Raw genomic sequence first — 13,453 nt, 5'->3', positions numbered from 1 at the left:
ACTACGGAGGGTCCGCGGATCTTCCCGCCTGGACGCGTACGGGTGCGACCAGGCCCCCGGGGCCCCCATGAGCGACTGGGAGCCCCCGGGACCCAGGAGCGCCTAGAGGAAATTGACCCCCTGGGCCAGCGGCAGGCTGTCGGAGTAGTTCACCGTGTTGGTCGCCCGGCGCATGTACGCCCGCCAGGCGTCCGAGCCGGACTCGCGCCCGCCGCCCGTCTCCTTCTCGCCGCCGAACGCCCCGCCGATCTCGGCACCCGACGTGCCGATGTTGACATTGGCGATACCGCAGTCGGACCCGTCGGCGCCCAGGAAGCGCTCCGCCTCCCGCTGGTCCTGCGTGAAGATGCTCGACGACAGACCCTGCGGTACGCCGTTGTGCAGCGCGACCGCCTCCTCCAGCGTCCGGTAGGTCAGCACGTACAGGATCGGGGCGAAGGTCTCCCGTCGCACGACGTCGGTCTGCGCGGGCATCCGGACGACCGCGGGCCGCACATAGACCGCGTCCGGGGCCGACTCCGCCGCCAGCCGCTCGCCCCCGGTGAGGATCTTGCCGCCGTCCGCCTCCGCATCGGCGAGCGCCTGCCTCATGGCGTCGTGCGCAGAGCCGGAGATCAGCGGGCCCACCAGCGTGCCGTCCGCGAACGGATCACCGACCGGCAGCTGTCCGTACGCGTGGACGATCTTCTCGACCAGCCGGTCCGCGATGTCCTCGTGGACGATCAGGCGGCGCAGCGAGGTGCAGCGCTGCCCCGCCGTGCCGGCCGCGGAGAAGACGATGCCGCGGACCGAGAGGTCGAGGTCGGCAGAGGGGGTGACGACGGCCGCGTTGTTGCCGCCGAGCTCCAGCAGACAGCGGCCGAAACGGGCGGCCACGCGCGGTGCCACCTCCTTGCCCATCCGTACCGAACCGGTCGCGCTCACCAGCGCCCCCCGCTCGTCGTCGACCAGCCGCTCGCCGATGTCGCGGCCGCCGAGCAGGAGCCGGTGCAGGCCGGCAGGGGCACCCGTGTCGGCCGCGGCCCGCGCCAGGAGGGCGTCACAGGCCAGGGCGGTGAGCGGGGTGAGTTCGGAGGGTTTCCACACCACGGGGTCGCCGCAGACCAGGGCGACGGCGGTGTTCCAGGACCAGACGGCGACCGGGAAGTTGAAGGCGGAGATCACTCCGACGACGCCGAGCGGATGCCAGCTCTCCGAGAGACGGTGGCCGGGGCGCTCGGAGACCATGGTCCGCCCGTAGAGCTGCCGGGACAGACCGACCGCGAACTCGCAGATGTCGATCATCTCCTGCACTTCGCCGAGCGCCTCGGAGCGGATCTTCCCCGCTTCGACGGTGACCAGGTCGGCGAGGTGCTCCTTGTGCTCGGTGAGCAGCTCGCCCAGCCGCTTGACCAGGGCGCCGCGCCGGGGCGCGGGCACGGTGCGCCACTGCAGGAACGCCTCCGCGGCCGCTCCGATCGCCGCGTCCACCTCTGCGGGCCCGGTGGCGGGCAGGGTGAAGAGCGTGCCGCCGGTCAGCGGCGACCGCGCGACGACATCGCCGCCGTCCGCGGGCAGCTCGGCGCCACAGCGCCGCAGGCTCTCCCGGGCGAGCGAACGCAGCGCTTCGAGGTCCGGAAGGGGAATGTCGTTGCTGGTCACAGCGTGTCCTGTCACAGCGCGTCCTTGGGGAGTCCGATGGCCTCGCGGGCCTGGCGTAGTGAACGGTCCTGCTGAGCGGCGTAGAGGTCGAAGGGGTCGTGGACCGGGCGTTCCAGCACCTCCGAGAGCCACTGCTGGTCGTAGTGCGTGCCCATGGCGGAGCGGTCCCGGGTGCCCTCCTCGGTGAGGTTCGACTGGAAGATCCCGGCGGCCGACGCGGGCAGGAAGTCCTCGTAGACGATGGGCAGGGCGTTGAGCCAGCCGCCGTCGAGCAGACCGGGAAGGTCCTGCGGCGGCCGCTGCCCGTCGCGCGGCCGGCCGGCTGCCGGTTCGTAGCGGAAGAACCCCATCTCCCGGGTGGCCAGCTGACGTTCCGTACGGGGGAAACGCAGCGGCCATGCGGCGGCGGGGCCGCCGATCAGTTCGTCGTAGAGCGCCCGGCCCGCCCGCGTGAGCGCGATACCGCGGGCCTCGACCTCACCGAACCGCACCCGCAGGGCACCCTCGCCGATGCTGCCGTCCGCCTCCCGGAAACGCCGTGCCTCCGAGAGCGCCCGGAACGACGTCTGGCGCAGCAGGACGTCGGGACCGTCCCACCGCGGCGGCCCCTGGATCCGGTCGATCATCGTGATGCCGCGCTCTCCCATCCGCCGGTAGAGCTCGTCGATGTCGAGGACGCGCGGTGTGAGGTGGTTGATGTGCGTGCTCGCGACACCCCCGATGTCGGCGGCGACGGCCGAGATCCGCTCCAGCTCCGCGTACCAGGTCCGGTCCACGGGCTCCGGGGAGAGTTCGAAGGCGGCCACCGCCAGGGTGAGGAATCGCTCCGCCGCCGCCTCGTCGAGCTCCCCCTCCCGCTCCGCCTGTGCCGCCAGATGCAGCAGCTCCGGGGGGAAGAGCGCACGCCGGTCGAGGAACGACTCCAGCCGGCCTTCGAGGTCCGCGTCGAAGAACCGCCGGTCGGCGGTGGTGAGCATGGAGGTGAAGACGCGGAAGGGATTGCGTTCCAGCTCCTCGGCCTCGACGGGACGAAAGGCGGTGGAGACGACCGGCACCGAGCTGGCCGCGGCCTCGCGCAGATCGTAGAAGCCGACCGGCCGCATACCGAGCGCGGCGAAGATCTGGGCCGCCTGGCGCATCTCACGCGGGGTGCCGACGCGGATCGCACCGTGCCGCTCGGCCGTCACCCGCTCGATCCCGCCGAGGCGTCCCGCATCGCCGTGCTTGCCGATCACCTCGTCGTTGACCTGGGCCGACACCTCCAGGAGCGTCGTGTACGCGGGCACTTCGGCCCCGTACATGTCCGAGAGGCGTCGGGCGAACGCCGCCCGCAGCCGCCAGGTCGGGATCATGCGGTCCTCCTTCTCTGCAGTGTGCCTTCTCGGATTCATGGTTTCCCGGATCCACGGCTTCCCGGATGTCCGGCTCGGGCCTCTCGTGGCCCGGCCCTGCGGGTCAGATGATGTGGGCCTCGGGCCGGGCAGCGGCTGTGCTCCCTTCGAAACGGGTCGCGGACAGCGGACCGACATCGATGAACGGCGTCGCCTCCAGATACAGATCGCGCATGATCTCGCCGACCGCGGGGGCCTGGAGAAAACCGTGCCCGGAGAAGCCGGTGGCATACAGGAACCCGTCCACGTCGCGGGCCCGGCCGATCAGGGCATTGCAGTCGGGCGTCACCTCGTACAGCCCCGCCCAGCCGCTGCGGACCCCGAGCGAGGCGAGCGCCGGCGCCCGCCGCAGGGCCGCCTCCCGGAACGGCTCCAGCCATTCGACGCTGAACTCCCGTCCGAAGCCCGGCTTTTGACGCGGGTCGGAGAGCCCGAGGACCAGCCCGCCCGCGCCGTCGTCGTGGAAGTAGAGCGACGACGCGAAGTCCAGGGTGAACGGGATCCTCGGCGGACCGGGCCTGAGCGGGCCCGTCATCGCGATCTGGCGGCGCAACGGGACCACCGGCAGCGGCACCCCGGCCATCGCACCGACGGCCCCGGACCAGGCGCCCGCGGCGCACACGACGGTGCCGGTACGCACGGTCCCCGACGAGGTGTGCACCGCCCGCACCCCGCCGTCGCCGGTGGCGATGCCGGTGACCGCGCAGTGCGTACGGACCGTGGCACCGAGCCTGCGGGCCGCACGGAGGTACCCGCCGACCGCGGCACCCGGCAGCGCGCAGCCGTCGTCGGGGGAGTGGGCAGCGGCGACGATCGAGGACGGATCGATGTACGGGCACAGCTCGTGCGCCTCGCGCGGCGTGATGATCCGGCTGCGGACCCCCAGATCGTGCTGCACGGCCACGGCCCGCTCGAACGTCGCGACCTCCTCCCCCGTGCCCAGGAGGAAGAGATACCCGACGGTCCGCAGCCCGATGTCGGCGCCGGGCCGAGTGGCGAACTGTCGCCAGGCCTCCAGGCTGCGCTGCCCCAGCCCGATGTTCAGCGGGTCCGAGAACTGGGCGCGGATCCCGCCGATCGGCTTCCCCGACGATCCCGACGCCGGCTCGTCGCGCTCCACCACCAGGACGTCCCGGACGCCGGCCTCGGCCAGGTGGAAGGCGATGCTCGCTCCGATGACACCGCCGCCCACGATCACGACGTCCGCGGCCGGGGGGAGGGGCGCCGCGGGGAGGACGGACGCCGCGGGGAGGGGCGGGGAGCCCGCGCCCGGAGCGCTGTGGACCATGGAGCACCGTCCCGTCTGCTCGTGACGTCGCCGCGCCGGAAAGCCGTGTCAGGGGTGCATCCATGGTGGACACACCCGGCTCTTCGCGTCCATGGACCGTCTCACCACGGGCCGCCGCCGGGCCGGTTTCGCACCGCGGGTCGCCCGCGGAACGGCCGACACGGCGGCCTCCCCGGCCAGGGCCTGGCCGGGCCGGCGGCCGGCGGAGGGGGAAAATGGACTCATGCCCGCACCCTTCACCACCAAGGTCCTGAACCTCACCACCGGCTCCGACGAGACGGTGACCGATCTGACCGGCGCCTGCGAACAGTTTCTCCAGGAGGCGGCGAACGGCCGGGACGGACTGCTCCACGTCTTCGTCCCGCACGCGACGGCCGGTATCGCCGTGATCGAGACGGGCGCGGGCAGTGACGACGACCTGCTGGCCGCGCTGCACACCCTCCTCCCGGCCGACGACCGCTGGCAGCACCGCCACGGCAGCCCGGGCCACGGCCGCGATCACGTCCTGCCCGCCTTCGTCCCTCCGCACGCGACGCTGCCGGTGATCGGTGGCCGTCTCGAACTGGGCACCTGGCAGTCGGTCTGCCTGGTCGACACGAACAAGGACAACCCGCGCCGCACCGTGCGGCTCAGCTTCCTCGGTTGAGCGGCCCTCTCCGGACTGCCGTCCCGGTCAGCTCGCGGTCGTACGCTCCGGGTCGTCCGCCGTCGTGCCGACGCGCAGCCACCGGTAGCCGTACGGCCCCAGCTCCGTGCGCAGGCGGCCGTCGCGCGGGGTGGTGACCGCGGCGCCGGTCAGCAGATCGGTGAGCACCGTGCCCGGCTTCAGCTCGGGCGCCTTCGTCTCCGCGGTGACCGTACGGTCCGCGAAATTGTGCAGGGCCAGCACGGCGCCCTCGGGCAGCGAGCTGATGTGGGCGAGGACGGCGGGCGTAGGGGTGTCGAGCACCTTGTACGTCCCCCAGGCCAGTTCGGGCGCACCGCGGTAGCGCTCGATCAGCAGACGCATGCGTGCGAGCAGCGATCCGGCGTCGTGGGACTGGTCGTGCACGTTCACCCGCCCGGGGCCGAACTCGCCCTCGGACAGCGGGTTCGGGAACGCTCCGGCGTCCGCGGTGGAGAAGCCGGCGTCGTCGTCGGCGGTCCACTGCATCGGCCCGCGTACGGCCTGCCGGCCCTCCGCGGCGAGATTCTCGCCCATCCCGATCTCCTCCCCGTAGAAGAGGACGGGCGTACCGGGCAGGGTGAACAGCAGGCTGTAGGCGAGTTCCAGCCGCCGCCTGTCGCCGCCGACCATCGGGGGCAGCCTGCGGCGCAGACCGCGGTCGTAGAGCTGCATGTCCTTCTCGGGGCCGAACGCCTCGAAGACCTCGGCGCGTTCGTCGTCGCCGAGCTTGTCCAGGGTCAGCTCGTCGTGGTTGCGGACGAAGGTGGCCCAGTGGGCGTCGCGGGGAGCGGCGGGCCGCGTACGGAGGGCGTCGGCGAGCGGGGACGCGTCGCCGCGGGCCATCGAGAGGTACATCCGCTGCATGCCGATGAAGTCGAAGCACATCGTCAGTTCGTCGCCGCGGCCGGAACTCGGTTCGCCGAAGAACAACGCCGTCTCGTCGTAGGGGAGATTGACCTCGCCCAGCAGCACCGCGTCGCCGCAGCGGCGGCCGAGGAAGGCGCGCAGATCCGCGAGGTACTCGTGGGGGTCGGGCAGCCGGCCGGCGTCGTCCTGCCCGTCGGTCTCCAGCAGGAACGGCACCGCGTCGACCCGGAAGCCGGAAAGACCGAGCTGGGTCCAGAACCCCATGATGCGCCCTATCTCGTCCCGCACGGCAGGGTTGGTGATGTTGAGGTCGGGCTGCTGCTTGTAGAACCGGTGCAGGTAGTACTGGCCGGACGTCCGGTCGTACTCCCACAGGCTCTTCTCGGCGTCCGGGAAGACCACGCCGGACGGTCCGTCCTCGGGCGGCTCGTCGCGCCACACGTACCAGTCGCGGTGCGCCGCGTCGCGGCCCGAGCGGGCGTCCTCGAACCAGGGATGGTGCTCGGACGTGTGGTTGACCACCAGGTCGGCGATGACCCGGATCCCGCGGTCGCGGGCGGTGCGGACGAACTCGGTGAAGTCCCCGAGCGTGCCGAGGCGGGGATCGACTCCGTAGAAGTCGGTGATGTCGTAGCCGTCGTCGCGTTCGCGCGTCGGATAGAAGGGCATCAGCCACACACAGGTGACACCGAGGCGCACCAGATGGTCGATCCGCTGGGTGAGGCCCGCGAAGTCGCCGGTGCCGTCGCCGTTGCTGTCCTGGTACGTCTCGACGTCCAGGCAGTACACGACTGCGTTCTTCCACCAGAGGTCGGAGGTCCGGGTCAGCCTCATCGCACACGCTCCGCCGTGTAGGCCCGCGGGCGGGTCACGTCGAGCTGCGGCAGCACCTTGGCGCCGAACGCCTCGATGAAGGGCGCCTGTTCCTGCCCGACGTGGTGCAGCATCACCGCGTCGAAGCCGAGGTCGGCGTACTCCTGGAGCCATGCCGCGTGCCGGCCCAGGTCGGAGGAGACGTTGACGCAGTCCGCGACCTGCTCGGGGGTGACGTGCTCGCTGACACTGTCGAAGAGTTCGGCCGTCTCCAGGTCCCAACTGGCAGGTGGGCCATGGATGTTGGTACGCCACTGGTCGTGGGCGACGGCGAGAGCCGTGTCTCGGTCGGGGTCCCAGCTGAGATGGACCTGGAGGTGCAGCGGGCCGGTCCCGCCGGCGGAGCGGTAGGCGTCGATGATCCGCGTCAGCTGTTCGTGCGGGGCGTTCACGGTGATCAGGCCGTCGGCCCAGTCCGCGCACCAGCGTGCCGTCGCCTCGCTGCACGCGGCGCCGATCAGCGGCGGTGGGGTCGGGGGACGGGTCCACAGCCTCGCGCGGTCCACCGTCACCAGGCCCTCATGGCTGACCTCCTCGCCGCGCAGCAAGGCGCGGATGATGTCGACGCATTCGCGCAGCCGCGCGTTGCGTACGTCCTTGCGGGGCCACCGGTCGCCGGTGATGTGCTCGTTGGACGCCTCACCGCTGCCGAGAGCGGCCCAGAACCGTCCCGGGTACATGGCGGCGAGACTGCCCACCGCCTGCGCGACGATCGCCGGGTGGTAGCGCTGGCCCGGCGCGTTGACCACGCCGAACGGTATGCGGTCGGTCGCCTGCAACGCGGCGCCGAGCCACGACCAGGCGAAGCCGGATTCACCCTGCCGGGCGCTCCAGGGCGAGAAGTGGTCCGAGCACATGGCGGACGTGAAGCCCGCCTGTTCCGCGTGGACCACCGCGCTCAGCAGGTCGGCGGGCGGTACCTGTTCGTGCGAGGCATGAAATCCGTAGACGGTCATGAAGGGCGCCTACCCGACGATGCCGGGATCATCGGGACACGGCTCTCGCCGACGGCGGCGGACCCGGCGCGTCGGCTCGGGCGGCGCGGACTCTCCGTGCGCCGGGCCACGCGCCGGGAGGGGCCGCCGGAGCCGCGATGCTCGGCGAGGCGGCCTTCACCCTGTGACCTCAGGTGGTGCGGCGGTGGATGCGGGCCTCCCACGGGGCGAGGACGGCGTGGCCGGGCGGTGCGGGATCCGCCGCGTCGGTCGCTTCGCCGGCCGGGACATTGCCGAGGACGAGTTCGGCGTCCTGCCAGCCGTCCGGCAGCGGCACGGCGGAGCTCTCGGAGCTGAGGTTGGCGACCACGAGCAGCACGGTGCCGCCGTACCGCCGGGTGAAGGCGTAGACCCGTTCGTCGTCCGGCAGCAGCATCGTGAAGTCACCGTGCACGACGGCTGGTTCACCGTGCCGCAGCGCGATCAGCCGGCGGTAGTGGTGGTAGACGGAGGCGGGGTTCGCGCGGGCGGCCGCCGCGTTGACCTCGCCGTGGTCGGGGTTGACCGGCAGCCAGGGGGTGCCGGTGGTGAAACCGCCGTGCGGGGACGCGTCCCACTGCATGGGGGTACGGGCGTTGTCCCGGCCCATCGCCCGCAGACCCGGCAGGACGTCCTCGGGCTTCTCCCCGGCCCGGAGCGACTGCGCGTAGTGGTTGAGCGTCTCGATGTCCCGGAAGTCGTCGATCGTGTGGAACGGCGCGTTGGCCATGCCCAGTTCCTCGCCCTGGTAGATGTAGGGCGTTCCCCGGTGCAGATGCAGCACGGTGGCCAGTGCGGTCGCGGAGCGCACGCGGTGCCGGGGGCTGTCGTCGCCGAAGCGGGAGACCGCGCGGGGCTGGTCGTGGTTGTTCCAGTACAGGCTGTTCCAGCCGGTGTCCGCGAGCTCCGTCTGCCAGCGCCCGAGTGAGGCCTTGAGATCGGTCAGACGCAGGGGCCTCAGGTCGAACTTGTGGCGGCCGTGGTCGAGTCCGACATGCTCGAACTGGAACACCATGTCGACCTCGGCACGCGCCGGATCGGTGAACAGCCTGGCCTGCTCCACGGTCACGCCGGGCATCTCGCCCACCGTCAACAGCCGCCCCGGGTTCCGGGCGAAGACCTCGCGGTGCATCTCCTGGAGATGGTCGTGGATACGGGGACCACTGACGAAGTGGGGCGAGCCGTCGCCGAGGGGGCCGTCACCGGTCACGGCGCCGTCCGGCAGCGCGGGGTCCTTGGAGATGAAGTTGACGACGTCCATCCGGAAGCCGTCGACACCGCGGTCGAGCCACCAGCGCATCATCGCGTACACGGCCTGACGCAGTTGTGGATGCTCCCAGTTGAGGTCCGGCTGCTTGGGCGAGAAGAGATGGAGGTAGTACGCGTCGCTCGCGGGGTCGTGCGTCCAGGCGGGTCCGGAGAAGAAGGAACCCCAGTTGTTCGGCTCGCCGCCGTCGCGCGGAGGGCGCCACCAGTACCAGTCGCGCCGGGGGCTCCGCGGATCGCGGGACTCCTGGAACCAGGGGTGCTCGTCGGAGGTGTGGTTGACCACCAGATCCATCACCAGCTTCATCCCGCGCTCGTGCACGGCCGCCACAAGCCGGTCGAACGCCGCCAGATCGCCGAAGACCGGGTCGATGTCCTGGTAGTCGCTGATGTCGTAGCCGTTGTCGTCCTGCGGCGAGGGATAGACCGGCGACAGCCAGATGACGTCGACGCCCAGATCCGCGAGATGGTCCAGGCGCTGTGTGATGCCGGCGAGGTCACCGATGCCGTCGCCGTCGGAGTCCGCGAAGCTGCGCGGATAGATCTGGTAGACGACCGCGGACTTCCACCACGCGTCGCCCTTCTGCGGTACGCCGTCGGCTGTGATGACGTCCTCCCTGGTCCGGTGCGTATCCGATCGCGGGTCTTCTTCCCCCGCTCCTTCCCCCGCGACGGCGGTCCTACTGGCCGTCGTCGCGAAGGGTGCCGGAGGCCGGACGGCCGAAGCGCGGGCGTGCCCGCCCGTGCCGGGGGCAGGCGCTCATCATGGCCATTCTCAGGACAGCCGCACGCCCCCTGCTCGCCTCCGTCTTCGTCTCGGGAGGATTCCGTACGCTGCTCGACCCGCGCTCCGTGGCGCCGGCCGCCGCACCCGTGGCGCTGCCCGTCGCCGAGCGGGTGCCCCTGCTGCCGGAGGACACCGAGCGGCTGGTCCGGATCAACGGCGCCGTCCAGCTGGGAGCCGGCGTTCTGCTCGCGACCGGCCGTTTCCCGCGTGCCTCGGCCCTCGCCCTGGCCGCCTCGCTCGTGCCGACCACGCTGGCCGGACACGCCTGGTGGAAGACCGAGGACCCCGAGGAACGGGCGCGCCTGCGCACCCAGTTCACCAAGAACGTGTCCCTCTTCGGCGGTCTGCTGATCGCGGCGGCGGACACGCACGCGAAGCCGTCGCTGGCCTACCGCTCGCGCACCGCCGCCTCCGCCGGCCGACGCCGCACCCGTCGCGCCGGACGCGATCTGGGTGCGGCGATCTCCGGCGCGGCGCACGACGTACGGTCGGCGGCGGACACGGTACGCGACCGTCTGCCGGTGGGCTGAGCCGCACCGGCGCAGCGCACCGGCGCCGCGCACAAGCCGACGGCTGTCCCCCCGTGGACCGAGCCGCACCGCGCACCGCGCACGGGCGCGGCCCGGCGGCCCGTCAGGCGTCGATGATCACCGGGATGACGAGCGGCTTGCGGCGGTGGGTCCGGAACGCCCAGGATGCCACCGCGCGGCTGATGAGCTGCTCCAACTGAAGGGCGTCGCCGACGCCTTCCAGCGCGGCCTTCGCCAGAACCTTCTCGATCACCGGGACGACCGTCTCGAACGTCGAATCGTCATGGACGAATCCGCGGGCCAGGAAGTCCGGTGCCTCCGCCAGCGCTCCGGTGTCGGCGTCCACGATGGCGACGACGGTGACCACGCCTTCCTCGGCGAGGGTCACGCGGTCCTTGAGGGAGGCCTCGGTGGCGCCGCCGACGGCCATGCCGTCCACATAGACATTGCCCGCGGGCACCTTGCCGGTGATGGAGGCGCGTCCGTCGACGAGGTCCACGACGACGCCGTCCTCGGCGATGATCACGCGGTCGGGCTCGACGCCGGTACGGATGGCCAGGTCACCGTTGGCGCGCAGATGACGCCACTCGCCGTGGACCGGCATGACGTGACGCGGCTTCACGATGTTGTAGCAGTAGACGAGTTCGCCGGCGCTGGCGTGGCCGGAGACATGGACCTTGGCGTTGCCCTTGTGGACGACGTTGGCGCCCCACCGGGTCAGGCCGTTGATCACGCGGTAGATCGCGTTCTCGTTGCCCGGGATCAGTGAGCTGGCGAGGAGGACGGTGTCGCCCTCACCGATACGGATCATGTGGTCGCGGTTGGCCATCCGCGAGAGCGCGGCCATCGGCTCGCCCTGGGACCCGGTGCACACCAGGGTGATCTGGTGGTCCGGCAGTTTCTCCAGTTCCTTCAGACCCACGATCAGCCCCTGGGGAACCTTCAGATAGCCCAGATCGCGGGCGATACCCATGTTGCGGACCATCGACCGGCCCACGAAGGCGACCTTGCGGCCGTACTGGTGGGCGGCGTCCAGCACCTGCTGGATGCGGTGCACATGGCTGGCGAAGCTGGAGACGATGACGCGCCGTGGCGCCGTGCGCATCACCTGCTCGATGGCGGGGTTCAGGTCGCGTTCCGAGGTGGTGAAGCCGGGCACCTCGGCGTTGGTGGAGTCGGTGAGGAACAGGTCCACACCTTCCTCGCCGAGGCGGGCGAAGGCACGCAGGTCGGTGATCCGCTGGTCCAGCGGGAACTGGTCCATCTTGAAGTCACCGGTGTGCAGCACCATCCCGGCGCCGGTGCGGATCGCGATGGCGAGGCTGTCCGGGATGGAGTGGTTGACCGCGACGAACTCGCAGTCGAAGGGCCCGAACCCGCGGCGGTCGCCCTCCTTGACCCGCACCGAACGCGGCTTGATGCCGTGTTCCTTGAGCTTGGCCTCCAGGAACGCGAGCGTGAGCTTCGAGCCGACGACGGGAATGTCGCGCCGCTCGCGCAGCAGATACGGCACCGCGCCGATGTGGTCCTCGTGGCCGTGGGTCAGCACGATCGCCACGATGTCGTCCAGGCGGTCCCGGATCGAGGTGAAGTCGGGAAGGATCACGTCCACGCCCGGCTGGTGTTCCTCGGGGAACAGCACACCGCAGTCGACGACGAGCAGTTTGCCGTTGTGCTCGAAGACCGTCATGTTGCGGCCGATCTCGCCCAGGCCGCCCAGGGCGACGACCCTCAGCCCTCCCTTGGGCAGCGGCGGGGCGGCTTTCAGCTCTGGGTGCGGGTGGCTCATGCCTCGACGTTACCGGAGAGGCCCCTGGGGTGATCCTTTGGCATACCCCTCCCGTGGCTCCGGTCCGCCGGGTCCTCCGGACGGCCCCCGGGAAATCACCTGCCCGCGGCCGGACGGCGCCCCGGAGCGGCGGTGCTGTCGGGCGGCATCACCGCTCCGGATCGGGGATGCCGAACCGCGTCGCGGATCTACGGGGCGGTGATCCAGTCGTACGCCGCCCGTGCCGTGAACTCGCGCTGGCCGCCCGCGTACAGCAGCCCCGCCGCGCGGAACGCCGGGTCGTCGGCCGTCGCCGCCACGTACGGGATCGCGATGCACCGCATCCCCGCCGCGTGGGCGGCCGCCGCGCCCGGCGGGGCGTCCTCCAGCACGACGCAGTCGGCGGGCTCGGCGCCGAGGCGACGGGCCGCCTCCAGGAAGACGTCGGGTTCCGGCTTGCCGCGCTCGACCTCCTCGGCGGAGACGAGGGTGGTGAGGAAGGCGTCCAGGCCGGTGGCGGCGAGCACCGCCTCGATGGCGGCCCGGGACGAACCGGACGCCACGGCCATCGGCACCCCCTCGCCGTGCAGCAGTTCCACGAACCTGCGCATCTGCGGGTACACGTCCGTCGACGCGGCGGCGAGTGCGAGGTAGTGCCGGTTCTTGCCGGCCAGCAGTTCCTCGACGGGTGCGGAGATCGTGTACTCCTCGCGCAGCGCCTCCAGGGTCTCGCGCGTCCCAATGCCGATGAAGTCGGTGTGGCGCTCCCAGCCGAAGTCGGTCACGCCGTACTCGGCGAGCAGCCTGCGCCCTGCCTCGTAGTAGTTCGGCTCGCTGTCCACGAGTGTTCCGTCGAGGTCGAAGATGACCGAAGGGGTGCGCGGCTGGCTCATGCCCCCAGCATGCCAAGGCGGGGTTCAGCGGCCGCTGCCGGCTGCCCGCCCGACCGACTCGACCAGGGGCAGCAGCCGGTGCGCCACGCGCTCGCGCAGCGCCATCTCGGTGCGGGTGCGCACCACACCCGGCAGCTGGATCAGGCGCTGGATGACGTCCTCCAGATGGCCGTTGTCGCGGGCGGCGACCCGGGTCAGCAGATCCCCGCCGCCGGTGATCGAGAAGGCCTCGATGATCTCGGGGATGGCCGCCAGCGCGTCGCCGACCTCGTCCAGATGCCCCTGGGTGACCTCGATGTGGACGAAGGCCAGCACGGGATGGCCGAGAGCGGCGGGGGAGAGGTACGGCCCGGTTCCGGTGATCACTCCGTCGCGTTCGAGGCGGTCGATCCGGGCCTGCAAGGTGCCCCGCGCGATGCCCAGCAGGCGGGCGTACTCCCGCGCGCTGGTGCGCGGCTGCTCCATCAGCAGTCGCAGGATGCGGGTGTCGAGCGCGTCCACGGCCATG

11 protein-coding genes are annotated in these 13,453 nt (G+C 71.5%); 2 read left to right on the top strand and 9 right to left on the bottom strand.

The features are described 5' to 3' along the window. Positions 1-102: 102 nt before the first annotated feature. From amaB to ACQPWZ_RS04820, 3 genes are all read right to left on the bottom strand, one after another. Complete coding sequence (amaB, locus tag ACQPWZ_RS04830) at positions 103-1,641, bottom strand: L-piperidine-6-carboxylate dehydrogenase (protein ID WP_433570744.1); 1,539 nt, start codon at positions 1,639-1,641, stop codon at positions 103-105. An 11-nt stretch (positions 1,642-1,652) separates the two neighbouring features. Further along, positions 1,653-2,993, bottom strand: a complete 1,341-nt coding sequence (gene hglS / locus ACQPWZ_RS04825) for a 2-oxoadipate dioxygenase/decarboxylase (protein ID WP_433570743.1) — start codon at positions 2,991-2,993, stop codon at positions 1,653-1,655. Between the two features lie 103 nt (positions 2,994-3,096). Continuing rightward, on the bottom strand, positions 3,097-4,320 hold the full coding sequence (locus ACQPWZ_RS04820; protein WP_433570742.1) for an NAD(P)/FAD-dependent oxidoreductase: 1,224 nt from the start codon (positions 4,318-4,320) through the stop codon (positions 3,097-3,099). A 223-nt stretch (positions 4,321-4,543) separates the two neighbouring features. On the opposite strand from ACQPWZ_RS04820, the gene ACQPWZ_RS04815 reads away from it, so the two are divergent. Beyond that, positions 4,544-4,966, top strand: coding sequence for a secondary thiamine-phosphate synthase enzyme YjbQ (locus ACQPWZ_RS04815; protein WP_340471876.1), 423 nt, complete (start codon positions 4,544-4,546; stop codon positions 4,964-4,966). Positions 4,967-4,993: 27 nt separating this feature from the next. Here ACQPWZ_RS04815 and ACQPWZ_RS04810 read toward each other — a convergent pair whose 3' ends face one another. The 3 genes from ACQPWZ_RS04810 to ACQPWZ_RS04800 form a co-directional block, all read right to left on the bottom strand. Continuing rightward, positions 4,994-6,688: an alpha-amylase family protein gene (locus tag ACQPWZ_RS04810; RefSeq protein WP_433570741.1), complete on the bottom strand. Its 1,695-nt coding sequence runs from the start codon at positions 6,686-6,688 to the stop codon at positions 4,994-4,996. Continuing rightward, positions 6,685-7,683 carry a TIGR03885 family FMN-dependent LLM class oxidoreductase gene (locus ACQPWZ_RS04805; protein WP_433570740.1) on the bottom strand — a complete coding sequence of 333 codons (999 nt, stop codon included), beginning with the start codon at positions 7,681-7,683 and terminating at the stop codon, positions 6,685-6,687. Before ACQPWZ_RS04805 ends, ACQPWZ_RS04810 begins: the two co-directional genes overlap by 4 nt. 169 nt (positions 7,684-7,852) lie before the next feature. Then, positions 7,853-9,574 (bottom strand): glycoside hydrolase family 13 protein, encoded by a 1,722-nt coding sequence (locus ACQPWZ_RS04800; protein ID WP_433573768.1) that lies wholly within the window; start codon positions 9,572-9,574, stop codon positions 7,853-7,855. Positions 9,575-9,732: 158 nt separating this feature from the next. On the opposite strand from ACQPWZ_RS04800, the gene ACQPWZ_RS04795 reads away from it, so the two are divergent. Continuing rightward, positions 9,733-10,284: a DoxX family membrane protein gene (locus ACQPWZ_RS04795; protein ID WP_433570739.1), complete on the top strand. Its 552-nt coding sequence runs from the start codon at positions 9,733-9,735 to the stop codon at positions 10,282-10,284. Between the two features lie 103 nt (positions 10,285-10,387). Here ACQPWZ_RS04795 and ACQPWZ_RS04790 read toward each other — a convergent pair whose 3' ends face one another. From ACQPWZ_RS04790 to ACQPWZ_RS04780, 3 genes are all read right to left on the bottom strand, one after another. After that, positions 10,388-12,073, bottom strand: a complete 1,686-nt coding sequence (locus tag ACQPWZ_RS04790; protein ID WP_327685413.1) for a ribonuclease J — start codon at positions 12,071-12,073, stop codon at positions 10,388-10,390. Positions 12,074-12,261: 188 nt separating this feature from the next. Next, on the bottom strand, positions 12,262-12,945 hold the full coding sequence (locus ACQPWZ_RS04785; protein WP_356704726.1) for an HAD family hydrolase: 684 nt from the start codon (positions 12,943-12,945) through the stop codon (positions 12,262-12,264). A 24-nt stretch (positions 12,946-12,969) separates the two neighbouring features. Beyond that, complete coding sequence (locus tag ACQPWZ_RS04780) at positions 12,970-13,452, bottom strand: Lrp/AsnC family transcriptional regulator (protein ID WP_327685415.1); 483 nt, start codon at positions 13,450-13,452, stop codon at positions 12,970-12,972. Between the last annotated feature and the right edge of the window lies 1 nt (position 13,453).

Origin of the sequence: Streptomyces sp. CA-251247 (assembly GCF_050952975.1) — a bacterium.
Classification (GTDB): domain Bacteria; phylum Actinomycetota; class Actinomycetes; order Streptomycetales; family Streptomycetaceae; genus Streptomyces; species Streptomyces achmelvichensis.
This window is presented reverse-complemented; position numbering and strand designations above follow the sequence as displayed.